The organism is Lysobacter sp. DMC104, from assembly GCF_056313665.1.
This window is the reverse complement of sequence record NZ_JBQUZW010000007.1, coordinates 22,325-45,412: the sequence shown is the minus strand read 5'-3', so window position 1 is coordinate 45,412 and position 23,088 is coordinate 22,325. Positions and strand designations below refer to the sequence as shown.

The following is a 23,088-nucleotide window of genomic DNA, read 5'->3' as shown; positions in this document are numbered from 1 at the left end:
GGTGGAAAGGAACCGGCGCAGGCGCCGGTCAGCGTTCGCGGCAACGCATCGACGCGATGCGCGCAGCGGGTTTGTCGCGGGTGAACACGAACGTGGTGGAACCGGGACCGGCGGAACCGCCGTCCTCGTCGACGTAGGCCTCGACGAAAACCGCGCGTTCGCCGCCCAGGTCGATGCGATAGAACGCGTTGTGCTGCACGTTCTCGCCGCCGTAGGCATCGACCGTGCACTGGTCGGCGACCGACGCAACCGCAGCGGCCGGGAACTGCGCCGCCAGCACCCGGGCGTAGTCGTCGCTGGGGTAGAACTTGACGATCGCGACCTCGTTCACGCGGTCGGCGTCGCCGTTGAGCGTCAGCCCGGCCTCGCCTTCGTTGCCCATGCGCACCCCGGCATCGGCGCCGGCGTTGCCGTCGGGCAGCGCGGCCTCGCCGAAACCCGCCAGCAGCACGCGGCCGCTGCGCGAGAAGCGCAGCGCCGGATCGGCGACCGCGTCGTTCTCGACCGGCGCGGCATCGTTCCAGTGGACCTGCGCGAGGCCGTCGTAGGCGCGCCATTGCGCCCCCGCGTCCGTCACGTACAGCGCGAGGAGAGCGTCGAGTTCCGTCATCTGTGTCTTCCCCTGGGAGGCGGCCGCGGGCGTGGCCGCGGCGGCAGGTACGGGCGAGGCGGCCGGCAGTGGCGCGGCGGTCGGCGTCGAGGCCGGCGCGGCGGGCACGGAAGCCTCGCGGCAACCGGCCAGCGCCAGCAACAGAGCCAGCGCGGCCGCGGCCCGGGTCGAAACGGCCGGGGCGGCGGTCATGCGCGCCCCCGGGCCACGGCGGGCGGTGCAAGAAAACGGGAACGCGCCCGCGGACAGGGCGAAACCGTCGCGCCGCCGTGGACTCGGGGGAGACGGACAGACGCGACGGCTGCGGGGGAGCGGGCGGCCCCGTAAAGGGTGGGAACGGGTGTGAAAACCGGTGTGGAAAGCAGGAACGGCAGGCGCGCGGCGGCCTGCGGGGGAGCGGCCCGGCGGGCCGATCGGCAACGCCCGGCGTGATGCGCGGCAGGCGCGGACGCACGCAGGCGCCCGTGGCATCCGGCAGTGGCCACTGCCGGCAGTCTCGTATCAGCCATGACGCGTCTCTGAAGGGATACGACTGGAAAGCGGGATTGTCGGCATGCCGGCCGGGGCCGATGCATGTCCGGCAGATATACCACGCCGCCCCGCCGCCTGTCCCGGGCCCGCGCCGGTCGTCCGCCGGCCGGCGCGGCGGGCCGGTGCGCTAAAATCCCGCCTTTCGCATTCACGGACCATGCGCATGCAGCTTTCCGACACCCGCGCCGTCGTCACCGGCGGCGTTTCCGGCCTCGGCTTCGCGGTGGCGAAGCACCTCGTCGCCCACGGCGGCAAGGTCGCCCTGTTCGACGTCAACGACGACAAGGGCGCCGCCGCGGTCGCCGGGCTGGGCGAGGCCAACGCCCGCTACTTCCGCACCGACGTCACCGACGAAGCCGGCGTGGTCGCCAACGTCGCCGCGGCGAAGGAGTTCCTCGGCGGCCTCAACGCTGCCATCAACTGCGCCGGCATCCTCGGCGCCGGCCGCGTGCTGGGCAAGGAAGGCCCGATGCCGCTGTCGCAGTTCCAGACCACGGTGCTGGTGAACCTGGTCGGCAGCTTCAACGTCGCCAAGGCCTCCGCGCAGCTGATGCAGGCCAACGACGCCAACGCCGACGGCGAACGCGGCGTGATCGTCAACACCGCGTCGGTCGCGGCCTACGAAGGCCAGATCGGCCAGGCCGCGTACTCGGCGTCGAAGGGCGGCGTGGTCGGCATGACCCTGCCGATGGCGCGCGAACTCTCCCGCTTCGGCATCCGCGTGATGACCGTCGCCCCCGGCATCTTCTGGACCCCGATGGTCGACGGCATGCCCGAGAGCGTGCAGCAGTCGCTGTCGGCGTCGATCCCGTTCCCCTCGCGCCTGGGCAAGCCGGAGGAATTCGCCGACCTCGTGGCCTACATCCTCGGCAACGTCTACCTCAACGGCGAGACCATCCGCCTCGACGGCGCGACGAGACTCGCACCGAAATGATCCGGCGTGCGTAGGGCGGGCCCCGGCCCGCCATCACGGCGCATCCGGCCACCCCGGACCTCCCACGAAACCACCCCGATCATGGCGACCTTCCAAGGAACGGTCGCGACGGCGGGTCAAGACCCGCCCTACCACGGAACCCATGCAATGAAGGCTTACGACATCAAGAAGGGCAACGTCGTCGAATACAACGGCGGCGCGTACCAGATCCGCGACATCGAACGCAGCTCGCCGCAGGGCCGCGGCGGCAACGTGAAGTACCGCTTCACCATGTACAGCGTGCCCGGCGGCAACAAGCTGGACATCAGCGTCGGCGGCGACGACGACCTCAAGGAAGTCGATCTGGCCCGCCGCCAGGCCACGTTCTCGTACAAGGACGGCGACGCGTTCGTGTTCATGGACGACGAGGACTTCACGCCGTACACGCTCGACGCCGATGTCGTCGGCGACGGCGCCGGCTACATCACCGACGGCCTGACCGGCTGCTACGTGCAGGTGATCGACGACGCGCCGGTCGGCCTGCAGCTGCCGCAGAGCGTGGTGCTGGAAGTGGTCGAGACCCCGCCGGAGCTCAAGGGCGGCACCGCGACCAAGCGCCCGAAGCCGGCGAAGCTCAACACCGGCATCGAGATCCAGGTGCCGGAGTACATCGCCAACGGCGAGAAGGTGTGGGTGAACACCACCACCGGCGAATTCGGCGGTCGCGCGGAGTAAGCACGATGCGCCTCGCGATCACGGCCAGCCTCGCGATCGTCCTGCTCGGCGGCACGCCCTGCGCGTCCGCCGCGGGCGATTCGAAGCCGCTGCCGCGCGAGGTCCGCGATTTCATCGAACGCCGCGAAGGTTGCGACCACTTCCGCGGCGAACCGGTGCCCGAGCCCGAGGAAGATTCCGAGGGCGAACGCCGCCGGCAGATCGAGTCCGCACTCGCGAAACTCTGCACCGGCACCGATGCCGAACTCGCGCGACTGCGGGCCCGCTACCGCAACGACGCCGCGGTGACCGCGGCGCTGGCGGATTTCGAGGACGACATCGAGTGATCGCGGTCGACATGATCTCGTAGGGCGGGCCCTGGCCCGCCATCACGAAACATCCGATCACCTCGAACGATGATCGAAACGGCGTCGATCACCACGCCTGCCACCTGCAAGGCCGCGACGGCGGGCCTGGGCCCGCCCTACGCGTGTCCGCTCATCCATTTCCTCGCCATGCGCACGATCGACGGGTCGATGCCCGGTTCGTCGAGCAACGCGGCGATCGGTCGCCACGCCAGCGCGTGCGATTCGTCGCTGACCGCGAACGCCTCGCTGCCGGTCGCGCGCACGACGTAACGCGCGTCGTAATGCCAGTGCCCGGGCACGTCGCCGCGTTCGGGGATCCAGTGGCGATCGAGATCGAACAGCACGGATTCGACCACGAGGTCGACCAGCCCCGACTCCTCTTCCGCTTCCTTCAGCGCGACCTCGGCGAGGTCGCGGTCGCCGTCGGCATGGCCGCCGAGCTGCAGCCAACGGTCGAGCTTGCGGTGATGGGTCATCAGCAGCCGCTCGCCCGCGCGGTCGACCAGCCAGGCCGACGCCGTGAAATGGCCGGCGAGCCGCGCGCGGACGAATGGATCCTGCACGTCGTCCAGCAACGCCAGGAACGCGTCGGCGACGTCCGCTTCGCCCGGCCAGCGCGCGGCGTAGGCGCGGAAGGCGTCGCGCAGCGGGGCGGTGTCGGCGATCGATTCGCCGGAGATCGACTCGTTCATGGTGCGACGCATCATCGATGGGGCGAGGGATTATCGCCCGCCGTCTCTGCCGCCGCACCGGCCGCCGGACCGCCTGGACCCGCGCTTGTGCACCGCGGGCGGGCCGGGTATGGTCGCCGGGTTGTCGCGCCGGCGTCCCGCGCCGGTCATCGTCGCAGCCATTCCGGGGAGTTCCAGATGCTGTTCCAGCGAAGAAAGCCGCTCGACCTGATTCTCGAGACCGCCGCCAAGCGGTCGCTGACGCGCCAGTTGGGCGCCTTCGACCTGACCATGCTGGGCATCGGCGCGGTCATCGGTACCGGCATCTTCGTGCTGACCGCGGTGGCCGCCAACAAGGCCGGCCCCGGCATGATGTACTCGTTCGTGATCGCCGGCATCGTCTGCGCGCTCACCGCGCTGATCTACTCCGAGATCGCGGCGATGGTGCCGGTCTCCGGCTCCGCCTACACCTATTCCTATGCCGTGCTGGGCGAGATCATCGCCTGGATGGTCGGCTGGGCGCTGATCCTCGAATACGCGGTCGCCGCCGGCGCGGTGTCGGTCGGATGGTCCGGCTACGCCAACGGATTCCTCGCGCACCACGGATTGGGACTACCGGATTTCCTCACCGCCGGTCCGTTCTGGGTCGAGCAGCTGAAGGACGGCGCCAATATCCACATGGTCGACGGCGTCACCCACAAGGGCGGCTTCAACCTGATCGCCTTCCTGCTCTCGCTGCTGGTCACGGTGCTGCTGGTGCTCGGCACCTCGAAGTCGGCCAAGGTCACCGCGGTGCTGGTGATGGTGAAGATCGTCGCCCTGACCGCGTTCGTGTTCCTCGCTTTCCCGGCGGTCAACCAGGCCAACTTCGAGCCGATGCTGCCGAACGGCTGGGGCACGCCGCTGTCCGGCGTGGGCGTCCTGGGCGCCGCCGCATCGATCTTCTTCGCGTACGTGGGCTTCGACGCCGTCTCCACCGCGGCCGAGGAAACCAAGAACCCGAACCGCAACATCCCGATCGGCCTGATCGGCTCGCTCGGCATCTGCACCATCTTCTACCTGCTGGTCGCCTACGCCGCCGTCGGCTCGATGGGCGCCCAGCCGGGCGGCGCCCTGTCGCAGTCGCATGAACCGCTGGCCTTCGTGCTGCGCGAGATCGGCTGGCCGAAGGTCGGCGACGCGGTTGCCGCGGCGGCGATCATCGCGCTGCCGTCGGTGGTGCTGATGATGATGTTCGGCCAGACCCGCATCCTGTTCACGATGTCGCGCGACGGCCTGCTGCCCGAAGGCCTCGCCAAGGTGCATCCGAAGTTCCACACCCCGCACGTCGTCACCTGGATCACCGGCGTCTTCGTGGCGTTCTTCGCCGCGCTGTTCCCGGTCGACATCCTGGCCGACATCTCCAACGCCGGCACCCTGTTCGCGTTCTTCATGGTCGCGGCGGGCGTGATGATCCTGCGCAAGACCGATCCCGGCCGCGCCCGTCCCTTCAAGACTCCGCTGGTCTGGGTCGTCGGCCCGCTGGCGATGGCCGGCTGCGTGCTGCTGTTCTTCAGCCTCGGCTGGAACCCGACGATCAAGTTCTTCTGCGGCTGGGCGATCCTCGGCCTGATCGTGTACTTCCTCTACGCCCGCGGCCGCAGCCATCTGGCACCGGGCAACGAGCACAAGCTGCACGCCCACTCGAACGACGCCCCGCTGGCGCCGGAACCGGCCGCGCACGAAGGTCCCAGCTCGGGTCCGTGACGGTCGCTCCTCGCGGACAAACGAAAACGGCGCGGTCACCCGCGCCGTTTTTTTGTGCTCGTTTGTCGTGCCGGCGAAGCCGGATCGATCAGGGCTTCTTGGCGTAGGCGCTGCACCAGCCCTTCGCGGCGACCGAGTTCTTCGGGAAGATGGTGCAGGGACCGGTGGCGGCGCCCTTCGCGCCCTTGAAGAAATTGCAGTTGGCGCAGCTGCTGCCCGGCTTGAACGCGGCGTGCTTGGCCTTGGTGGCGTCCTCGACGTAGCCCAGCGCCTTCGCGGTGGCATCGGTGGGCGCCAGCTTCGGCAGGGCGGCCGGGGCGGCGGGCGCGGCGGCTTCGGCGTTCATCGAACGCAGCGCGACCGGGGCGGCGGCCGCGGCGACGACGGCGATGGTCAGGAAACGACGGCGGGAGACATCGTGGGACATGGCGGTGACCGTATCGGTGGAGGAAGGAAGATGGGCGTCAGTATCCGGAGCGGTTCCGGCGATGGCCTTGCGCCGGATCAAGTGGCTTGATCAAGTGAGTTGCGCTGCCGCATCGGGATTCGACGGAAGCGCATGGTAACAGCGGGTTTTCGAAGGCCTTGCAACGCGAATCATTCGCATTTTCCGCCGCACCGGCGAGCGCTTCCCTTACACTGCGCGCATGACGACCCTGCCCTACGACGCCGACCGCCTGCGCGTACTCGCCGACGATCTCATCGCCAATGTCCGCGAGCTGGCCCAACTCGGCTGGACGCCCGCCACCAGCAGCAATTTCTCGCAGCGCCTCGACGACCGCCACGCCGCGATCACCGTCTCCGGCCGCGACAAGGGCCGGCTGACGCGCGACGACATCATGGTCGTCGACTTCGACGGCCAGCCGGTGGCGACCACGCGCCGCCCGTCCGCCGAAACCCTGCTGCACACCCAGCTGTACCGGCGCTTCCCGCAGATCGGCTGCGTGCTGCACACGCATTCGCGCCACCAGACCGTCGCCTCGCGGCTGTTCGGCCACGCCGGCCGCATCCATCTGGAAGGCTACGAACTGCTGAAGGCCTTCGCCGGCAACACCACGCACGAGACCGCGCTGGACCTGCCGGTGCTGCCGAACACGCAGGACATGCCGGCGCTGGCGGCGCAGGTCGAAGCGCTGCTCGACGCCGGCCCGCTCTGGGGCTATCTGATCGATGGCCACGGCCTCTACGCCTGGGGCCGCGACATGGCCGAAGCGCGGCGGCATCTGGACGCGTTCGAGTTCCTGATCACCTGCGAGCTGGACCTGCTGCAGCTGCGCCGCTGAACCGGCGGGCCGGGCCGGCCGCGGATGACCCGATCCGCGCGCCAAAACATCCCGCGGACGGCGTTGATCCCCCCCGCGCTGCGCCGCATCATGGCGCACCCCCACGCCGCCCCCGGACCGCCATGAGCCGCCTGCGCCTCTTCGCCGACGACCGCCCCGACGCCCCGCTGTCGGTCATCCACGACCACGCCGGCATCGCCGCCGAACTGGCGAAGATCGGCGTCGATTTCGAGCACTGGGACGCCGCGCAGCCGATCGCCCCGGGCGACGCGCCGGAGACGATCATCGCCGCCTACCGCGCCGACATCGACCGCATCAGCGCCGAGCGCCACTTCGTCACCATCGACGTGGTCAGCATTGCGCCCGACAACCCGAACCGCGAGGCGATGCGCGCCAAGTTCCTCGACGAACACGTCCACAAGGAAGACGAGGTCCGCTTCTTCGTCGCCGGCTCGGGCCTGTTCGACCTGCACGTCGACGGCAAGGTCTACGAAGTGCTGTGCGAGGCCGGCGACCTGATCTCCGTGCCCGACGGCGCGACCCACTGGTTCGACATGGGCCCGGAACCGAACTTCGTCGCCATCCGCTTCTTCCAGCAACCCGACGGCTGGGTCGGCCACTTCACCGGCACCGACATCGCGCAGCGGTTTCCGCGGTATGAGGCCGGGCAATCAGCGTAGCTCGCCATGCCCCTTTTCCTTCCTTACACAGCATCAACGCATAGCCGCGTCATGGTTTTTGTGGACGGCGAAAACCTTGCCATTCGCTACAAAGCAGAACTTGGAGGCATTCCCCCCGTATCCCACGTCAGCTATGAGCCAGACGTGTTCGTGTGGTCACCATACGCGAGTCGTATTCATGGCCCCCAGAATTACATACGCCGCCACTACTACACCTCCGCACAGGGTGGCACCGAAGCAATTGGCGACATTGAAGAAAGACTTTTGAGAGCAGGAATTGAAGCCCCGCGGGTCTTCCACAAACCATCTAGGGAAAAGCGATCGAAAAGGGTCGACATAACACTCGCAACGGAAATGCTCACCCACGCACATCGCAAGAACTATGACATAGCCGTTCTTGTGAGCGGCGATGAAGACTATGTGCCTTTGGTTGAAGCAGTTAAGAGCGAGGGCCGCCAAGTCGTACTCTGGGCGCTAAAGAATGGACTGAGTCCTGCGCTTAAAAAAGCTTGCGACCACTTCTGGGACATCGGAGAAGTCCTCTTGCGAGAGCAAGACGAAGCTTTCCAAGAAATTTTCTTCTAATACTTAAAGCACATGCTCATCCTCACCGACATCGAAGGCACCACCTCCTCCATCTCGTTCGTGAAGGACGTGCTGTTCCCGTATGCGCGGCGGGCGCTGCCCGGGTTCGTGCGCGAGCACGGGCACGAGCCTGAAGTGCGGCGCTGGCTCGACGCGGTCGCGACCGAGCACGGCGCGGTCTGCGACGACGGCGTGATCGTCGAGATCCTGCAGGGCTGGATCGACGAGGACCGCAAGCACACGGCGCTGAAGGCGCTGCAGGGCATGATCTGGAGCGACGGCTACCGCAGCGCCGACTTCACCGCGCACATCTATCCCGACGCCGCGACGCAGCTGCGCGCGTGGCATGCCGCCGGGCTGCCACTCGCGGTGTATTCATCGGGCTCGGTGCCGGCGCAGAAGCTGTTCTTCGGCCACACCGATGCCGGCGACCTCACCGGGCTGTTCGGCGGCTGGTTCGATACCGAGGTCGGCCACAAGCGCGACGCCGGCAGCTACCGCACCATCGCGCAGCGGCTGGACCGCGCGCCGGAGACGATCGTGTTCCTGTCCGACGTGGTCGAGGAACTCGACGCCGCCCGCGACGCCGGCATGCGCACGGTGCTGATCGATCGCCTCGACGACTACCCCGCGCCCCGCCTCGGCGAGGCGACCCACGGCCACCGCCGCGTCGAGCGTTTCGACGCCATCGATCCCGAAGCCCCGTAGCGCCGCCATGCGTCCCCTGCCGTTCGCCCCGCTCGCCGCCCTGCTGCTGTCGTTCTGCTTCGCCGGTCTCGCGCAGGCGCGCGAGCTGCCCGACCCCGACCTGCGCGAACGCGACCGCCAGCGCCTCGATGCCGCGCTCGCCGCGCTGGCCCCGCAGCGCCCGGGACAGCCGGACCTGTACGCGATCGGCTTCGGCGGCGACAGCGAGGAGAACGTCTTCCGCAACGAAGCGTCGTACTTCGAGCGGGTGATGAACGAGCGCTTCGGCGCGCAGGGCCGCACGATCGCGCTGATCAACCACGCCGACAGCCTCGGCGCGTCGCCGCATCCGCTGGCCACGCCGGGCAACCTGCGCGCGACGCTCGCCGCGATGGGCAAGGCGATGGACCCCCGGCAGGACATCCTGATGCTGTTCATGTCGATGCACGGCACGCAGCAGCACCAGTTGCTGCTGCGGATGGCGCCGAAATACGTCGACCTGATCGACCCGACGTGGCTGCGCAAGGCGCTGGACGACGCCGGCATCCGCAACCGCGTGCTGGTGATCTCGGCCTGCTATTCCGGCGGCTTCATTCCGTTGCTGGAAAACGACGACACCCTGATCATGACCGCCTCGCACCGCAACCGGCCCTCGTTCGGCTGCGGCGCGGATTCGGACGCGACCTACTTCGGCCGCGCATGGCTGATCGAGGGCCTGAACGCGACGCCCGACTTCGCCGCGGCGTTCGAGCAGGCCAAGCTGCGCATCGCCGAGCGCGAGCGCGCAGGCAACTTCAAGCCGTCGCGGCCGCAGATGGAGATGGGCGACCGCATCGCGCCGAAACTCGCCGCCTGGCGCGCGCAGCTGGTGCCCGGGCCGGTAATCGCCTACGCCCCGGCCGCGTCCACACCGGTGGTGACCGAGATCCCGGCGACGGCCGAACCGCCGCCGTCCAACACCAAACCGCAGACGCAGCGCAAACGGCGCAAGCGCTGAGCGATTCCAGCGTCAGTGCAATTTCTCGCCGCGGGCGAGCATCGCCACCAGCGTTTCCACCCGCTTCGCCTTCGTCTCCGGCTTCTTCGCGGTCTGCACCCGCCAGCACACGGCATAGCGATTGGCGGCGTTGAGCGTCTCGAAGAACGCCTTCGCCTTGCGGTTCTTCGCCAGCGACAGCGCATGCGCCAGTTCCGGCGGCACTTCCATCGAACGACCGCCGTCGTAGGCCGCGTCCCAACGCCCGTCGGCCTTCGCGGCCTCGACCTCGCGCAAGCCAGCGGCACGCATGCGACCGGCCACGACGAGGCGCTCGACATGGCCGACGTTGATCTTCGACCACAGGCTCTTCGCGCGCCGCGGCGTGAACCGTTGCAGGAACCACGCCGCGTCGAAACCGCGCTTCTGGCCGTCGATCCAGCCGTGGCACAGCGCGACGTCGAGCGCTTCGGCATAGGTGACGGTGACGTGGCCGCTGTCCTTCTTCGCGATCTTCAGCCACACGCCCTTCGCGTCGACGTTCGCGACCAGCCATGCCTCCCAGGCGTCGGCATCGGCGCACGGCAGCACCGGCAGGTCGTCGGGCACGGCGGTCATGGCGCGGCCTCCTCCAGGCGATAGGTCGTCTCGGCATGCAGTTCGCCGCGCCAGGCGTCGAACGCGCGGACTTCGACGCGGTGCGCGCCGACCGCGAGTCCCGTCGGCAGCGCACCGCGCCACAGATGCGGCGACGGCGTCGCCTCGGGCGAACGATCGTAGCCGCGCAGCATGTCGGCCAGGTCGTCGCGGGCGTTCTCGGTCGTCAGGGCGGGATCCGGCGCCAGCACCTGGCGCATCGGCGTCCAGTCGCCACCATCGACGCGGAACTCGACGCGGTCGCCGTCCTGGCCCATCCACACGTTGGCGTAGACGGCCCACGCGGGATACGCACCGCGACGCAGCACCTTCGGTGCATGCAGCCCGATCGCCGGATCGCCGGCCGCGCGCGCCGCATGCCAGCGCAACGCGTAGGTACCGCCGGCGTCGATCACGAGACTCGCGTAGCCGTTCGGCGTGCCGTCGGGCATCGTCGTGTCGGGAATGCCGGCGGCGTCCTTCACGCCGCTCCAGTAGGCGCCGCAGGCAGCACCGACGTTGTATTCGTGCAGCGGCGCAGCGCCGTGCCAGCCGGTCTTCGCGTCGTGCCGCCAATGCTGCTGCGTGTGCATGTGCCCGCTCAGCAGCAGCACGTGCGGGAAATCGCGCAGCAGCGCGAACAGGCGTTCGCGGTCGGCATCGCGGAACGAATCCTTGCCGGCTTCGGCCTCGAACAGCGGGATGTGCACCATCAGCACCAGCAGGCGGTCCTTCGGCACGCGCGGCAGGTACGCCTGCAGGAACGCGAACTGGTCTTCGCGGAAACCGCCGATGTAACCCTGCGGCGGACCGGGACGGTAGATCACGTCGTCGAGACCGATGAACGTCGCCTGCGGTTCTTCCCAGGCGAAGGTGTCTGGGCCGAACGTGCGTCGCCAGCTCTGCAAGGAATCCTCGTCGCCGTCGACGTCGAAATCCAGATCGTGGTTGCCCGGCACGTGCAGCCACGGCACGCCGATGCGCCGGGTCTGCGCGTTCATCGCCGGATACAGCGGGAGATCGTCGTTGACGATGTCGCCGAGGCTCGCGCCCAGTTGCGCCGGCGGCGGCATGCCCGCGCCGGACTCGCCGCGCACGCTGTCGACGATGTCGCGGCCGTAGTAGCCGACATCGACCTGCGACTTCGGCTGCGGATCGGCGAACACGCGCACCGACAGCGGTCCCGCCGCGGCCGCGGCACGACGCAGGCCGACATCGAACCGCGACGGCAGCCGCGCGCTGCCGAGGCCGCCGTACTTCGGCGTGGCGCCGCGCGCCGGCGCGTTGCGCCAGACGTGCGGGCGCGCCGGATCGTCGCCGGGCAGCCGCCAGCCCGGAGGCTTGATCACGAACACGGTCTGCCCCGGCGCCACGGCGATGCGATACCGGCCGTCGGCATCGGTCACGGCGAGGCCGCGGCCATTGGAGACGGCGACACCGGGCACCCCGGGCTCGCCGCGATCGCGAAGACCGTCGCCGTCGCGATCGTCGTAGAGCGTGCCGCCCAGCAACACGGCGGCGGATTCCTCGGCGGAAATCGTTTCCGCACCGACGCGGACCGGCGCACAGAGCGTGAAACAGGTGCACCAGGACAATGCCAACCAGGCAGTTCGTCTCATTTGCGCCTCATTTCCTGTCCGGACCGGTACAGGATTATGCCGCAGCGGCCGTCATGCGGCCGACGCCCCGCGGCGAGGCGCCGTGCAGTAAGATCGCGATCGAACCGTCGATGGGGGAAAGGGATGCCGTTCCGAGGCGTCTGGTGCCGCGTGATCGCGACACTGGTCCTGCTGACGCTGTCCGGAGTGGCCAGTGCGGTCGCCGAACGCGCGCCGCCGGTGGCGGTACTCGATGCGCGCACGCCGTCGCTTTCGCTCTCGCCCTACCTCAGCTACTACCACGACGTCAGCGCGGTCGACGACGCCGACGACGCCTGGCGGCTCAACGACGCCGGCAAGTTCGAGCCGGTCCCCGCGGGCAAGACGGCATTCGGCTTCCAGCCGGGCGCGTTCTGGTTCCATGCCGTCCTCGACAACCGCGACCGCGACCAGCCCTACTGGATGCTGGTGCAGAGCTTCGCGCTGCTCGATCGCGTCGACGTCTACGTCCGCTACCAGGACGGCCGCGTGGTGCACCAGGCCAGCGGCGACCGCCTGCCGTTCTCGGCGCGCAGCATTCCCTACCGCCATCCGAACTTCCGCATCGACCTGCCGCCCGGCGAAACGGTGCAACTGCTGGTCCGCACCCAGAGCGAAAGCTCGATGCAGGTGCCGCTGGACCTGTACACGCCCGAGGCGTTCACCTCGCTCTCGCGCGACGCGCAGTTCGTGATGGGGCTGTACTACGGCATCCTGATCGCGCTGTTCGTCTACAACCTCGTGCTGTGGATCACCCTGCGCGACCGCAACTACTTCTGGTACCTCTTCCACATCACGGCCTTCGGGCTGGTGTTGTTCACGCTCAACGGCTACAGCTTCGAATACTTCTGGCCGCACGATCCGTGGCTGGCCAACGTCGCGGTGCCGGCGTCGATCTGCCTGGCGATGGTCGGCATGCAGCAGTTCGCGCGCGCCTTCCTCGAAATGCCCACCCGCTTCCCGCGCGGCAACCTGGTCAGCATCGGCTTCATCGTGGTGTGCCTCGGACTGGGCGTGGCGTCGATGTGGATCCCGTACAGCGTCGCGACGCCGTGGGCCACGCGCATCGTGATCATCGGCGTGCTCTGGGTGGTCGCCGCGGCGATCGTGGGCGTGCGCCGCGGCTACATGCCGGCGCGGCTGTTCCTGCTGGCGTGGGCGCTGTTCCTGTCGGGTACCGCGATGATCGCCGCGCTGGCGTTCGGCATCCTGCCGAAGAACATCCTGACCGAGTACGGCGTGCAGATCGGCTCGGCGATGGAAATGCTGCTGCTGTCGATCGCGCTGAGCCATCGCTACGCCGCCCTGCGCAACGAGAACGAGCGCATCGCCGCCGAGGCCAACCAGAAACTCGAACGCAAGGTCGCGCAGCGCACGCAGGAAGTGCGCAGCACCCTGATGCAGCTGGAGGACGCGCATCGCCGCCTGCGCGACTCCAGCCGCCGCGACGGCCTGACCGGCCTCTACAACCGCACGCATTTCCACGAGACCTTCGAGACCTTGCTGCGCGAAGGCCGCGAGCAGCAGCAACCGGTGTCGCTGCTGATGATCGACCTCGACCACTTCAAGTCGATCAACGACCGCTACGGCCACCTTGCCGGCGACGACTGCCTGCGCTGGGCCGCGCAGCGCATCGGCCAGACCCTGCGCGCGCACGAGACCTCGCTGCTGGCGCGTTTCGGCGGCGAGGAATTCGTGGTGGTGCTGCCGGGGCACGATCTCGGCAGCGCGGTCGGCGTCGCCGAATCTCTGCGCAGGCGGCTGGTCGAGGAGCTCTGCCCCACCGGCGAACACCGACTGCGCGTGTCGGCGAGCATCGGCGTGCACACCGTCGACGCCGGCATGGAGGTCGATTCCGACGCCGTGCTGTCGGTCGCCGACCAGGCGCTGTATGCCGCGAAAGCCAACGGCCGCGACTGCGTACGCACGTCGATCACCGCAGCGTAAGCGACGCAAATCTTCGCGGACCATCTGCAGACAGGAGCAAAGCGCCGCCTCCCCGTCGCCGGAAAAGCCACAGCGAAGCTTCGCTCCACGTCATCAGATCGAGCCCGACATCACCGCCGCAGGACGCGACGGAAGGGGCGCCGACGCAGCGCCCCTTCGCATCCTCGGGACCACGTGGGGTCGATCAGGCGCCCGGCAGCGGCGGCGGCGCGGAGGTCGTCGTGATGTTGTGGATGTAGCGCTCGAACACGCGGGTGTAGTCGCGCGTGGTGTGGCGATCGAGCACCGCGGCGTTGAGGTTGTCGAGCACGGCGTTGTAGTGCGACACCACGCCGGCCTCGCCACCGAGGTTGTTGAGCTTGAGCATCCCGCCCATCGCGTCCAGCGTGCGGATCGCGTTCTCGCGGGCGACGCCGTCGCGCGCCTGCTGGCGGCCGATGGCGATCAGCGCCTTGTAGATGTCCTTCAGCTGCTCGATGAAGTTCTTGCGGATGTCGATGCTGAACGCGGAATCGCCAAGCGAGAACTTCAGCTCCACGTCCATGTCGATGGTGCCGGCGGTCTCGATCGCGACGTAGCCGGCGCGCTGGTTCACGTACTCGTAGCGCTTGATCATGCGCTTGCTGGACACCGCGGAATCGCCGTCGACGTGGATCAGGGCGAGGTTGGTGAAGCAGTATTCGTCCTTCTTCGACTTGATCAGGAAGAAGATGCGTTCGCCATCCTCGTGGAACAGGTAGTCGTCGGCATCGACCTTGTCGTAATCGGACGGGGACACGATGACGCCGATGTCGCTGATGCCGAGCGCTTCGGCGGCGAGCTTCTTGAACACGCGGATCTCCTGGGGCATGCCGCCCGGATGGCGGCCGTCGCGCGCAATCTAGCAGGCGTGATGCGTCCGCCGCCGCATGACCGATGGCCCATGCGGCCGTGCCTCGGCGTGTTCGTCATGGCCCGGCAGAGCGGCCTGACACCATCAGCCGCGGCGCTGCATCAGTACGCGCTTGGCGTCTTCCAGCGAGAAGCCGCGGGCACGCAGCAGCACGATCAGGTGATACAGCAGGTCGCCGGCCTCGCCGAGGAAACCCGCGTCGTCGTCGGCCAGCGCGCCGAGCGCGGTTTCCACGCCCTCCTCGCCGACCTTCTGCGCCATTCGCTTGATGCCGCTCTCGAACAGCTTGGTGGTGTAGCTGCCCGCGGGTCGCTCGGCCTCGCGGCGACGGATCAGCGCATCGAGTTCGCCGAGCACGTCGCCCGGTGCGTTCGGGAAGCAACTGGTCGTGCCGAGATGGCAAGTCGGGCCCTGCGGCCGCGCCTGCACCAGCAGCGTGTCGGCGTCGCAGTCGGTCTCGATCGCGACCAGCGACAGCACGTGGCCGCTGCTCTCGCCCTTGGTCCACAGCCGGCCCTTGCTCCGGCTGAAGAACGTGACCTGCCCCGTTTCCAGCGTTTTTGCCAGCGCCTCGCGGTTCATGTAGCCGAGCATCAGCACGCGGTACGTTTCCGCGTCCTGCACGACCGCGGGCAGCAGGCCGTCCTGCTTGTCCCAGGCGAGTGCGTCGCCGTCGAACGTCGCGGCGATGGAAGACGATTCGGTCATGGACGCACCTCGATGCCCGCGGCGCGCAGGTCGCGTTTCAGGTCGGGAATGGCGATGGCGCCGGAATGGAAGACGCTGGCGGCCAGCGCCGCATCGACGTCGGCCTCGCGGAAGGCGTCGATGAAATGCTGCACGGTGCCCGCGCCGCCAGACGCCACCAGCGGCACGTCGCAGAGCGCGCGGACGGCCTGCAGCTGCGCGATGTCGTAGCCGCAGCGCACGCCGTCACTATCCATGCAGTTGAGCACGATCTCGCCTGCGCCGCGCTCCTGTGCCTCGCGCACCCAGTCGAGCGTGGTGCGGCCGGGCGCACGCGCGCGGTCGGGATCGCCGGTGTGCGTGCGCACGCGCCAGACGCCGTCGGGCTCGCGGATCGAATCGATGCCGACCACCACGCACTGGCGGCCGTAGGCCTCGGCGATCTCGGTGATCAGTTCGGGGCGCTCCAGCGCCGGCGTGTTGATCGACACCTTGTCCGCGCCGGCGAACAGCACGCGCGTCGCGGTCTCCAGCGTGCGGATGCCGCCGGCGACGCAGAACGGGATGTCGATCACCGACGACACGCGCTCAACCCAGTCGACGTCGACCGAGCGGCCGTCGGGGCTGGCGGAGATGTCGTAGAACACGAGTTCGTCGGCACCGGCGTCGCGGTAACGGCACGCGAGGTCGACGATGTCGCCCATGTCGACGTGGTCGCGAAAGCGCACGCCCTTGACCACGCGGCCGTCGCGCACGTCGAGGCAGGGCACGATGCGGCGGCTCAACATGCCAGCGCCTCCGCGACCGTCATCCGGCCTTCGAGCAGCGCCTTGCCGAGCACCGCGCCGGCGCAGCCGACGTCGCGGGCCGCGGCCACGTCGGCGACGTCGCGCACGCCGCCGCTGGCCTGCAGCGCGAAACCGTCGCCGCGGGCAAGAATCGTGCGATACAGATCGAGGTTCGGCCCCTGCAGCATGCCGTCGCGGGCGATGTCGGTGCACAGCAGGTGGCGCGCGCCCGCATCGCGGTAGAGATCGAGGCACGCATCCAGATCGCGGGCCGCATGCTCGGTCCAGCCGTGCACCGGCAGGCGCCAGAGGCCGGCATCGTCGCGACGCGTGTCGAGCGCGATCGTCAGCCGCTCGGCGCCGAAACGCGCGAGCCAGGCGACGACACGCTCCGGCTCACGCACCGCGAGCGATCCGATCACCACGCGCGACGCACCGGCATCGAGCATCGCCGCGACCGCGGCTTCGTCGCGTACGCCGCCGCCGGTCTGCACACGCAGGCGGCCGTCGTCGGCGATCCGGCGCAGCAGCGGCGCCAATGTGTAGCCGCCGGCGCGCGCAGCGTCGAGATCGACCAGATGCAGCCACTGCGCACCGGCGTCGGCGTAGCGCATCGCGACCGCGAACGGGTCGTCGGCGTAGCGCGTCTCGCGGTCGTAATCGCCCTGCAGCAGGCGCACGACGTGGCCATCGCGCACGTCGATCGCGGGATAGGCGGTGAAGGTCGCGTCGGTCATGCGGGCAGCTTGAGGAAGTTGTCGAGCAGGCGCAGGCCGGTGGCCGACGAGCGCTCGGGATGGAACTGCGCGCCGAAGCGGCGGCCCTGTCCGACCACCGCGGCGAAGCGCGCGCCGTGGTCGGTGTCGGCCAGCACGACATCGCCGGCCTCGTCAGCAGGCACGGCGAAGCTGTGCACGAAGTAGGCGTGCGCGCCGTCGTCGATGCCTGCGAGCAGCGGCGAGATTGGCGCGCGGAAGCGCAGCGTGTTCCAGCCCATGTGCGGGATGCGCAGGCCCGGTCCGCCGGCGAGCTTTCGCACGCGACCGGGCAGCAGGCCGAGGCAGTCGACGTCGCCTTCTTCCGACCCCTCGAACAGCAGTTGCAGGCCGACGCAGACACCAAGCAGCGGCGCTTCGCTCGCGCGCAGCGCGGCATCGAGCCCGCGTGCGCGCAGCAGCGCCATCGACGGCGCGGCGGCGCCGACGCCGGGCAAAATGATGCGTTCGGGATCGCCGAGCGCGTCGGCATCGCGCACGAGCCGCGGCGCGGCGCCGATGCGGCGCAATGCGTACATGACCGAGCCGAGGTTGGCGCCGCCGGCATCGATCAGCGCCAGGTCGCCGCCGTTCGGGCGTGCGCTCACAGCGCCCCCTTGGTGCTCGGCAGCGCGTCGCCTTCGCGACGGAACGACTGCCGCAGCGCGCGCGCCACCGCCTTGAAGCAAGCTTCGATCTTGTGGTGATCGTTGTCGCCACGCACGCTGAGGTGCAGGTTGAGGCCCGCGGTCTCGCACAGCGAACGGAACACGTGCGGCACGAGTTCGGTGGCGAGCCCGCCGACCATCTCGCGCTCGAACGTGCCTTCGAACACGCAGTACGGCCGTCCCGACCAGTCGAGCGCCGCGGTCGCCAGCGCCTCGTCCATCGGCAGCGTGAAGCCGTAACGCGCGATGCCGCGCTTGTCGCCCAGCGCCTCGCGCAGCGCCTGGCCGAGCGCGAGCGCGCAGTCCTCGACGGTGTGGTGCTCGTCGATGTGCAGGTCGCCGTCGCAGTGCAGCCGCAGCGCGAAGCCGCCGTGCTTGCCGAGCTGCTCCAGCATGTGGTCGTAGAAGCCGAGCCCGGTCTTCACGTCCGGATCGGCCTCGCGGTCGAGATCGACCTCGACCTCGATCTTCGTTTCCTTCGTGCGGCGCACGACCTTCGCGGTGCGCGGCACGTCGGCGAGGACGTGCGCGATCTCGGCCCAGTCGACGCCGTCGCCGAACTGCGGCGACTTCAGCTTGAAGCCGCGGATGCCGAGGTTGACCGCGAATTCGATGTCGGTCTCGCGGTCGCCGACCATCGCCGAGCGCGCCCAGTCGATGCCGTGGTCGCGCAGCAGCGGCTGCACCAGCCCGAGCCTCGGCTTGCGCGTCGGCGCGTTCTCGTGCGGGAAGCTGCGGTCGATCAGCGTGTCGCGGAAGACGACGCCCTGGCTCTCGAAGATCTGCACCATCAGCGCGTGCGGGCCGTCGAAATCGGCCTGCGGGAAGGCGTCGGTGCCGAGGCCGTCCTGGTTGGTCACCATCACGAACTCGTAGCCGGCGTCGCGCAGTTTCAGCATCGCCGGGATCACGCCGTCGACGAAGGCCAGCTTCTCGAAGCGGTCGATCTGGAAATCGGCCGGCTCGCGGATCAGGGTGCCGTCGCGATCGACGAACAGGATCGGACGTTTCGCGCTCACGACGCGGCCTCCACCGGACGCAGGGCGGCGAACACCGCGTCGTTCTCCTCGGGCGAACCGATCGTGATCCGCAGCGCATCGCCGAGCCCCGGCGTCGCGCGCATGTCGCGCACCACCACGCCGGCAGCGAGCAGGCGGCGATACACGCCTTCGGCATCGTCGAAGCGCGCGAGCAGGAAATTGCCGGCGCTTGGATACACCCGGCGCACGCCGGGCAGCGTCGACAGCGCGTCGAACACGCGGCCACGCTGTTCGCGCACGAGCGTGGCGCGTTCTCGCGCCTGCGCCAGCGCCTCGGGCGCGAGCGCGCGCAACGCGAGCGCCGCGCAGGGCTCGGGCACCGGATATGGTGCCTGGCAGCGGCGCAGCACGGCGATCAGCGCCGGATCGGCGATCACGCCGCCGATGCGCGCGCCGGCCAGCGCGTGCAGCTTCGACAGCGTGCGCAGCACGGCGACGTTCGGGTATTCGTCGATCAGCGACACCGCTGACGGCGCATCCGCGTAGTCGAGATAGGCTTCGTCGACCACCACCAGCGCGTGGTCCTTGAGCGCCTGCGCCAGCGCGCGGATCGCGACCAGCGGGATGAACTCGCCGCTCGGATTGCCGGGCGAGCACAGGAAGACGATCTTCGCGCGCCGCGCGGTGGCGAGATCGCGCATGCCGGCGAGGTCGGTGACCCAGCCGTCGGGATGGTCGCGCATCGGCGCTTCCACGATCGGCGCGCCCTGCAGCCGCGCGCACACCGCGTACATGCCGAACACCGGCGGCGCGATCACCACCGGGTCGCGCTCGGCACGGCACAGCGCGCGCACCAGCAGGTCGATGGCCTCGTCGCTGCCGCGGCCGATCAGCAGTTGCTCCGGACGCGCACCCCACAGCGCCGCGAGCCGTGTGCGCAGCGCCTCCGGCTGCGGCGCGGGATAGCGGCGCAGCGCGCCGTCGGGATCGGCGTCGTTGTTCCAGGGCGATTCGTTGGCGTTGAGCCAGACCGTGCCGTCGACGGCGTGGCTGCGCGCGGACGAATAGCCGGCGAAAGCGCGCAGGTCCTCGCGCACGAGGTCGAGCACGTGGCTGCGCCGCGCGTCGGGCGAGGCCGCACTCACTTCCCGGCATCCAGTGCGGCCAGGCGCATCGTCACTGCAGTGGCGTGGGCCTGCAGGCTTTCGGCTTCGGCCAGGCGCACCGCGGACGGGCCGATGGTGCGCAGGCCGTCGGCATTCACGCGCTGCACGCTGATCGCGGTCTGGAAGCTGGACACCGACAGGCCGCTCCAGGCGCGCGCGGCGCCGCCGGTCGGCAGCACGTGGTTGGTGCCGCTGCAGTAGTCGCCCAGCGCCTCGGCCGCGTAGTCGCCGAGGAACACCGAGCCGGCGCAGCGCACGTGGCCCAGCCAGGGCTCAGCATCACGCAGGGCGAGGATGAGGTGCTCCGGCGCGTAGCGGTTGCTGACCTCGAACGCGGTCTCCAGCGATGGCACGAGGATCAGCCGCGATTTCGACAGCGCGCGGCGCGCGATGTCGGCGCGCGGCAGGCGCGACAGCTGGCCGGGCAGTTCCGCCGCGACCCGCGCCATCAGCGGCGCGGAATCCGACAGCAGGATCACCTGCGAATCGGCGCCGTGCTCGGCCTGCGACAACAGGTCGGCGGCGACGAACGCGGGCGTGGCGCCGCCGTCGGCGATGATCAGCAGCTCCGACGGACCGGCCGGCATGTCGATGGCCGGGCCGCCCTCGACGGTCGAGACCTGGCGCTTGGCCTCGGTCACCCAGGCGTTGCCGGGGCCGAACAGCTTGTCGCAGGCGGGCACGCTTTCGGTGCCGACGGCCATCGCCGCGATCGCCTGCGCGCCGCCGAGCTTGAACACGCGGCTCGCGCCGCAGTGGCGCGCGGCGAACAGCACGACGGGATCGGCGCTGCCGTCGGGACGCGGCGGCGTGCAGACGACCACCTCGTCGCAGCCCGCGATCCGCGCGGGGATGCCCAGCATCAGCATGGTCGAGGGCAGCGGCGCGCTGCCGGCGGGGATGTACAGGCCGACGCGCGAGATCGGACGGACGATGCGCGAGCAGCGCACGCCGTCGGCGGTGTCGACCGCGTATTCGCGCATGCCGCCTTCGCGGTGGAAGGCCTCGATGCGCGACGCGGCGTCAACGATCGCCGCACGCAGCGCGGGATCCAGCGCGGCTTCGGCGGCATCGAACTCGGCGTCGGAGACGGCGAACGTCTCGAGCAGGGCGTGGTCGAGCAGCCGCGTGTACTTGCGCAGCGCGGCATCGCCGTCGCCGCGGACTCGGGCGATGATCTTGCCCACGCCCAGGCGCACGGCGGCAGCGGAATCCTGGGTCGGCCGGCGCAGCGCGGCGCGGCGGCCGGCTTCGTCGAGGGCGGACCAGGTCAGGAGGTTGAGATCGATCCGGCTCGCCAGTGGCGCCTTCGTCGACGTGTTCATGCCAGCATTCTCTCCACGGGCAACACCATGAGGCCGCGCGCACCGGCGCGCTTGAGTTCCTCCAGCCGCTGCCAGGTCATGGCGCCGTGGCACAGCGCCTGCACCGCCACGTCGCCGCCCGCCGAGCCGTCGAGGGACATGACGGTGGGCGGTTCGGCGTCGGGCAGCAGTTGCAGGACTTGCGGCAGGATCGACCGCGGAGCTTGCAGCATGAGCAGCTTGCTGTCGCGAATCTTCATCACACCGTCGAGACGCCGCAGCAGCAGTTCGGCGATTCCCGCGCGGATGTCGACGAAGGGCTCGACCGGACCGGCCAGCACGGCCTCGCTGTCCAGCACCACTTCGATCGGCTTGAGCCGGTTGGACGCCAGGGTCGCGCCACTGGACACCAGGTCGCAGACCAGGTCGGCCTGACCCAGCCGCGGCGCCAGTTCGACCGAACCGGACATCGTCACCGGCGTGGCCGCGATACCGCGCTCGGCCAGCCAGCGCGACAGCAACGCCGGGTAGCTGGTGGCGATGCGGGTGCCGGGCAACTGCGCCTGCGGGTCCCAGTCCCAGGTGTCGGGGATGCCGAACATCAGCCGGCAGCGGCCGAACCCCAGCGCGCGCCACTCCTCGAACGGCACCGCCTCGCCGCGGGCCGAACGCTCGCAGCCCTGCTCCAGCAGCACGTTGCGGCCGACCATGCCGAGGTCGCAGACGCCGTCGGCGATCAGCCCGGGGATGTCGTCGTCGCGCACCAGCAGCAGGTCGATCGGCAGCGATTCGCCGTAGTAGAAGAGTTTGTCGCGGCTCTCCTGCCAGCTCAGGCCGGCGGCGGCGAGCAGCGCCAGCGCGGGCTCGCTGAGCCGGCCGCTCTTCTGGATGGCGATGCGCAGGCGATCGCGCGTGGAGCCGGCGGCGGGACGTTGCATGGGGAAATCCTTCAGGGGGTGCCGGTCGTGCGGCGCGGGCCGCGGGACAGGCGACGGATGGCGAGGCGGTAACCGCCGGCGCCGCGTTCGAGCGTGCGCGCGACGCGGCCGATGGTGGTCACGCTGACCAGGGTGCGATCGTGGATCTCGCGGTACGGCACTCCTTCGACCAGCAGCGGCACCACCTTCCAGCGATCGGCCATCGCCTCCAGCTCGGCCGGCGTGCACAGGTCCTCGAGGAACGCACGCACGTCCTCGGGACGGCGCAGGCCGGCCAGCGTGCCGGCGAGCGCATCCAGCCCGGCACGGGCATCGCGATCGGGCAGTGGCTGGGGACGTTGCTTCATCGGAAGGAGGTGGCCGCGGAATCGATCATGTATTAATGCGCTATCACATTAACCTGCTGCGACGCAGCGCGTCAACCGCGCGCACCATCCGCCTGCGCATGGCCGTTTCCGGCACGCCGTCGCATTCAGGATGCATCCCGGCACGGAGCCGGTGCCGATGGTCGCCGATCGATTGACGCCCCCGATCGACGCATGCTAGTGATGACGCCGCCGGTCCGATCCATCCACCGGCGCGCCATCAGTGCTTCGATCATCGAAACGAAAGGACATGCACATGGAAACCAGGACCTTCGCCTTCCGGCTTGCCGAGCGCGAGAACACCGCCACCGCGGATGCCGCGCAAGCCCCGTGGGCGATCCGCGATGGCGTCGCCATCGCCGGCTGCACCTACGTGAAGAAAGCCGACGACTACCGCGCCACCACGATCTGGGGCGGCGAGAACGGCATCTGGTGCTGACCGCACCACTCCGCGCCCGGGCGATGCCCGCCCGCGCGATCTTCGCCACCGCAATCCCGTCAATCCGATCCACCGCCGCGGGTGCGTGACGCCCGCTTCGTCAACGACAAGGACACAGGACC

The 23,088-nt window shown here is 69.5% G+C and carries 26 protein-coding genes; 11 read left to right on the top strand and 15 right to left on the bottom strand.

All coding sequences use genetic code 11. From position 1 onward, the window contains the following. Positions 1-28: 28 nt before the first annotated feature. Positions 29-802 (bottom strand): hypothetical protein, encoded by a 774-nt coding sequence (locus ACT53R_RS10465; RefSeq protein WP_476171814.1) that lies wholly within the window; start codon positions 800-802, stop codon positions 29-31. Positions 803-1,304: 502 nt separating this feature from the next. Between ACT53R_RS10465 and ACT53R_RS10460 the strand changes: the two genes are divergently transcribed. The 3 genes from ACT53R_RS10460 (at position 1,305) to ACT53R_RS10450 (ending at position 3,115) form a co-directional block, all read left to right on the top strand. Continuing rightward, entirely contained in the window at positions 1,305-2,075 is a 771-nt protein-coding gene (locus ACT53R_RS10460; protein ID WP_476171813.1) for an SDR family NAD(P)-dependent oxidoreductase, read from the top strand. 147 nt (positions 2,076-2,222) lie between these two features. After that, on the top strand, positions 2,223-2,789 hold the full coding sequence (gene yeiP, locus ACT53R_RS10455; protein WP_476171812.1) for an elongation factor P-like protein YeiP: 567 nt from the start codon (positions 2,223-2,225) through the stop codon (positions 2,787-2,789). Positions 2,790-2,794: 5 nt separating this feature from the next. Next, entirely contained in the window at positions 2,795-3,115 is a 321-nt protein-coding gene (locus ACT53R_RS10450) for a hypothetical protein (protein ID WP_476171811.1), read from the top strand. Between the two features lie 137 nt (positions 3,116-3,252). On the opposite strand, the gene ACT53R_RS10445 is transcribed toward ACT53R_RS10450, so the two are convergent. Continuing rightward, the gene (locus ACT53R_RS10445; protein ID WP_476171810.1) at positions 3,253-3,828 is read right to left on the bottom strand and encodes an NUDIX hydrolase; all 576 of its coding nucleotides are present in this window, start codon (positions 3,826-3,828) and stop codon (positions 3,253-3,255) included. Positions 3,829-4,005: 177 nt separating this feature from the next. On the opposite strand from ACT53R_RS10445, the gene ACT53R_RS10440 reads away from it, so the two are divergent. Continuing rightward, on the top strand, positions 4,006-5,553 hold the full coding sequence (locus tag ACT53R_RS10440; RefSeq protein WP_476171809.1) for an amino acid permease: 1,548 nt from the start codon (positions 4,006-4,008) through the stop codon (positions 5,551-5,553). An 88-nt stretch (positions 5,554-5,641) separates the two neighbouring features. Here the strand turns inward: ACT53R_RS10440 and ACT53R_RS10435 are convergent, their stop codons facing one another. Beyond that, positions 5,642-5,980 (bottom strand): high-potential iron-sulfur protein, encoded by a 339-nt coding sequence (locus ACT53R_RS10435; RefSeq protein ID WP_476171808.1) that lies wholly within the window; start codon positions 5,978-5,980, stop codon positions 5,642-5,644. Positions 5,981-6,200: 220 nt separating this feature from the next. Between ACT53R_RS10435 and ACT53R_RS10430 the strand changes: the two genes are divergently transcribed. The 5 genes from ACT53R_RS10430 (at position 6,201) to ACT53R_RS10410 (ending at position 9,785) form a co-directional block, all read left to right on the top strand. Further along, a complete protein-coding gene (locus ACT53R_RS10430; protein ID WP_476171807.1) occupies positions 6,201-6,836 on the top strand; it encodes a methylthioribulose 1-phosphate dehydratase in 636 nt (211 codons plus the stop codon). A 122-nt stretch (positions 6,837-6,958) separates the two neighbouring features. Continuing rightward, entirely contained in the window at positions 6,959-7,516 is a 558-nt protein-coding gene (locus ACT53R_RS10425) for a 1,2-dihydroxy-3-keto-5-methylthiopentene dioxygenase (protein ID WP_476171806.1), read from the top strand. A 6-nt stretch (positions 7,517-7,522) separates the two neighbouring features. Then, positions 7,523-8,101 (top strand): NYN domain-containing protein, encoded by a 579-nt coding sequence (locus ACT53R_RS10420; RefSeq protein ID WP_476171805.1) that lies wholly within the window; start codon positions 7,523-7,525, stop codon positions 8,099-8,101. Between the two features lie 12 nt (positions 8,102-8,113). After that, positions 8,114-8,809 carry an acireductone synthase gene (gene mtnC / locus ACT53R_RS10415; protein WP_476171804.1) on the top strand — a complete coding sequence of 232 codons (696 nt, stop codon included), beginning with the start codon at positions 8,114-8,116 and terminating at the stop codon, positions 8,807-8,809. 7 nt (positions 8,810-8,816) lie between these two features. Continuing rightward, positions 8,817-9,785 carry a C13 family peptidase gene (locus tag ACT53R_RS10410; RefSeq protein WP_476171803.1) on the top strand — a complete coding sequence of 323 codons (969 nt, stop codon included), beginning with the start codon at positions 8,817-8,819 and terminating at the stop codon, positions 9,783-9,785. Between the two features lie 12 nt (positions 9,786-9,797). Here the strand turns inward: ACT53R_RS10410 and ACT53R_RS10405 are convergent, their stop codons facing one another. Then, the gene (locus ACT53R_RS10405) at positions 9,798-10,382 is read right to left on the bottom strand and encodes a YdeI/OmpD-associated family protein (RefSeq protein ID WP_476171802.1); all 585 of its coding nucleotides are present in this window, start codon (positions 10,380-10,382) and stop codon (positions 9,798-9,800) included. Then, complete coding sequence (locus ACT53R_RS10400) at positions 10,379-12,019, bottom strand: calcineurin-like phosphoesterase C-terminal domain-containing protein (protein WP_476171801.1); 1,641 nt, start codon at positions 12,017-12,019, stop codon at positions 10,379-10,381. Before ACT53R_RS10400 ends, ACT53R_RS10405 begins: the two co-directional genes overlap by 4 nt. 123 nt (positions 12,020-12,142) lie before the next feature. On the opposite strand from ACT53R_RS10400, the gene ACT53R_RS10395 reads away from it, so the two are divergent. After that, a complete protein-coding gene (locus tag ACT53R_RS10395; RefSeq protein ID WP_476171800.1) occupies positions 12,143-13,984 on the top strand; it encodes a diguanylate cyclase in 1,842 nt (613 codons plus the stop codon). Positions 13,985-14,168: 184 nt separating this feature from the next. Here ACT53R_RS10395 and ACT53R_RS10390 read toward each other — a convergent pair whose 3' ends face one another. From ACT53R_RS10390 to ACT53R_RS10345, 10 genes are all read right to left on the bottom strand, one after another. Continuing rightward, positions 14,169-14,816: a PH domain-containing protein gene (locus tag ACT53R_RS10390; RefSeq protein ID WP_476171799.1), complete on the bottom strand. Its 648-nt coding sequence runs from the start codon at positions 14,814-14,816 to the stop codon at positions 14,169-14,171. 144 nt (positions 14,817-14,960) lie between these two features. Beyond that, positions 14,961-15,584, bottom strand: a complete 624-nt coding sequence (hisIE, locus tag ACT53R_RS10385) for a bifunctional phosphoribosyl-AMP cyclohydrolase/phosphoribosyl-ATP diphosphatase HisIE (protein ID WP_476171798.1) — start codon at positions 15,582-15,584, stop codon at positions 14,961-14,963. After that, the gene (gene hisF / locus ACT53R_RS10380) at positions 15,581-16,351 is read right to left on the bottom strand and encodes an imidazole glycerol phosphate synthase subunit HisF (RefSeq protein ID WP_476171797.1); all 771 of its coding nucleotides are present in this window, start codon (positions 16,349-16,351) and stop codon (positions 15,581-15,583) included. Before hisF ends, hisIE begins: the two co-directional genes overlap by 4 nt. Then, complete coding sequence (gene hisA, locus ACT53R_RS10375; protein WP_476171796.1) at positions 16,345-17,088, bottom strand: 1-(5-phosphoribosyl)-5-[(5-phosphoribosylamino)methylideneamino]imidazole-4-carboxamide isomerase; 744 nt, start codon at positions 17,086-17,088, stop codon at positions 16,345-16,347. Before hisA ends, hisF begins: the two co-directional genes overlap by 7 nt. After that, the gene (hisH, locus tag ACT53R_RS10370) at positions 17,085-17,714 is read right to left on the bottom strand and encodes an imidazole glycerol phosphate synthase subunit HisH (protein ID WP_476171795.1); all 630 of its coding nucleotides are present in this window, start codon (positions 17,712-17,714) and stop codon (positions 17,085-17,087) included. Before hisH ends, hisA begins: the two co-directional genes overlap by 4 nt. Continuing rightward, positions 17,711-18,793 carry a bifunctional histidinol-phosphatase/imidazoleglycerol-phosphate dehydratase HisB gene (hisB, locus tag ACT53R_RS10365; RefSeq protein WP_476171794.1) on the bottom strand — a complete coding sequence of 361 codons (1,083 nt, stop codon included), beginning with the start codon at positions 18,791-18,793 and terminating at the stop codon, positions 17,711-17,713. The genes hisH and hisB overlap by 4 nt, the downstream gene beginning before the upstream one ends. Then, positions 18,790-19,899: a histidinol-phosphate transaminase gene (hisC, locus tag ACT53R_RS10360; RefSeq protein ID WP_476171793.1), complete on the bottom strand. Its 1,110-nt coding sequence runs from the start codon at positions 19,897-19,899 to the stop codon at positions 18,790-18,792. The genes hisB and hisC overlap by 4 nt, the downstream gene beginning before the upstream one ends. After that, entirely contained in the window at positions 19,896-21,245 is a 1,350-nt protein-coding gene (gene hisD, locus ACT53R_RS10355) for a histidinol dehydrogenase (RefSeq protein WP_476171792.1), read from the bottom strand. The genes hisC and hisD overlap by 4 nt, the downstream gene beginning before the upstream one ends. Next, on the bottom strand, positions 21,242-22,162 hold the full coding sequence (hisG, locus tag ACT53R_RS10350; protein WP_476171791.1) for an ATP phosphoribosyltransferase: 921 nt from the start codon (positions 22,160-22,162) through the stop codon (positions 21,242-21,244). The genes hisD and hisG overlap by 4 nt, the downstream gene beginning before the upstream one ends. A gap of 11 nt (positions 22,163-22,173) precedes the next feature. Further along, positions 22,174-22,509, bottom strand: a complete 336-nt coding sequence (locus tag ACT53R_RS10345) for a YerC/YecD family TrpR-related protein (protein ID WP_476171790.1) — start codon at positions 22,507-22,509, stop codon at positions 22,174-22,176. Between the two features lie 274 nt (positions 22,510-22,783). Here ACT53R_RS10345 and ACT53R_RS10340 point away from each other — a divergent pair, with 274 nt between their 5' ends. Next, on the top strand, positions 22,784-22,966 hold the full coding sequence (locus tag ACT53R_RS10340) for a hypothetical protein (protein ID WP_476171789.1): 183 nt from the start codon (positions 22,784-22,786) through the stop codon (positions 22,964-22,966). Positions 22,967-23,088: the final 122 nt, after the last annotated feature.

What these genes read in the sequence shown, in the direction of transcription:
- ACT53R_RS10410 (WP_476171803.1), top strand. Translation starts at nt 8,817, where the DNA reads ATGCGTCCCCTGCCGTTCGCCCCGCTCGCCGCCCTGCTGCTGTCGTTC.
- hisG (WP_476171791.1), bottom strand. Translation starts at nt 22,162, where the DNA reads ATGCAACGTCCCGCCGCCGGCTCCACGCGCGATCGCCTGCGCATCGCC.
- hisD (WP_476171792.1), bottom strand. Translation starts at nt 21,245, where the DNA reads ATGAACACGTCGACGAAGGCGCCACTGGCGAGCCGGATCGATCTCAAC.
- ACT53R_RS10445 (WP_476171810.1), bottom strand. Translation starts at nt 3,828, where the DNA reads ATGAACGAGTCGATCTCCGGCGAATCGATCGCCGACACCGCCCCGCTG.
- mtnC (WP_476171804.1), top strand. Translation starts at nt 8,114, where the DNA reads ATGCTCATCCTCACCGACATCGAAGGCACCACCTCCTCCATCTCGTTC.
- ACT53R_RS10345 (WP_476171790.1), bottom strand. Translation starts at nt 22,509, where the DNA reads ATGAAGCAACGTCCCCAGCCACTGCCCGATCGCGATGCCCGTGCCGGG.
- ACT53R_RS10465 (WP_476171814.1), bottom strand. Translation starts at nt 802, where the DNA reads ATGACCGCCGCCCCGGCCGTTTCGACCCGGGCCGCGGCCGCGCTGGCT.
- ACT53R_RS10440 (WP_476171809.1), top strand. Translation starts at nt 4,006, where the DNA reads ATGCTGTTCCAGCGAAGAAAGCCGCTCGACCTGATTCTCGAGACCGCC.
- hisIE (WP_476171798.1), bottom strand. Translation starts at nt 15,584, where the DNA reads ATGACCGAATCGTCTTCCATCGCCGCGACGTTCGACGGCGACGCACTC.
- ACT53R_RS10460 (WP_476171813.1), top strand. Translation starts at nt 1,305, where the DNA reads ATGCAGCTTTCCGACACCCGCGCCGTCGTCACCGGCGGCGTTTCCGGC.
- ACT53R_RS10425 (WP_476171806.1), top strand. Translation starts at nt 6,959, where the DNA reads ATGAGCCGCCTGCGCCTCTTCGCCGACGACCGCCCCGACGCCCCGCTG.
- ACT53R_RS10435 (WP_476171808.1), bottom strand. Translation starts at nt 5,980, where the DNA reads ATGTCCCACGATGTCTCCCGCCGTCGTTTCCTGACCATCGCCGTCGTC.
- ACT53R_RS10430 (WP_476171807.1), top strand. Translation starts at nt 6,201, where the DNA reads ATGACGACCCTGCCCTACGACGCCGACCGCCTGCGCGTACTCGCCGAC.
- ACT53R_RS10405 (WP_476171802.1), bottom strand. Translation starts at nt 10,382, where the DNA reads ATGACCGCCGTGCCCGACGACCTGCCGGTGCTGCCGTGCGCCGATGCC.
- ACT53R_RS10400 (WP_476171801.1), bottom strand. Translation starts at nt 12,019, where the DNA reads ATGAGACGAACTGCCTGGTTGGCATTGTCCTGGTGCACCTGTTTCACG.
- hisA (WP_476171796.1), bottom strand. Translation starts at nt 17,088, where the DNA reads ATGACCGACGCGACCTTCACCGCCTATCCCGCGATCGACGTGCGCGAT.
- ACT53R_RS10420 (WP_476171805.1), top strand. Translation starts at nt 7,523, where the DNA reads ATGCCCCTTTTCCTTCCTTACACAGCATCAACGCATAGCCGCGTCATG.
- ACT53R_RS10395 (WP_476171800.1), top strand. Translation starts at nt 12,143, where the DNA reads ATGCCGTTCCGAGGCGTCTGGTGCCGCGTGATCGCGACACTGGTCCTG.
- yeiP (WP_476171812.1), top strand. Translation starts at nt 2,223, where the DNA reads ATGAAGGCTTACGACATCAAGAAGGGCAACGTCGTCGAATACAACGGC.
- ACT53R_RS10340 (WP_476171789.1), top strand. Translation starts at nt 22,784, where the DNA reads ATGGAAACCAGGACCTTCGCCTTCCGGCTTGCCGAGCGCGAGAACACC.
- hisF (WP_476171797.1), bottom strand. Translation starts at nt 16,351, where the DNA reads ATGTTGAGCCGCCGCATCGTGCCCTGCCTCGACGTGCGCGACGGCCGC.
- ACT53R_RS10450 (WP_476171811.1), top strand. Translation starts at nt 2,795, where the DNA reads ATGCGCCTCGCGATCACGGCCAGCCTCGCGATCGTCCTGCTCGGCGGC.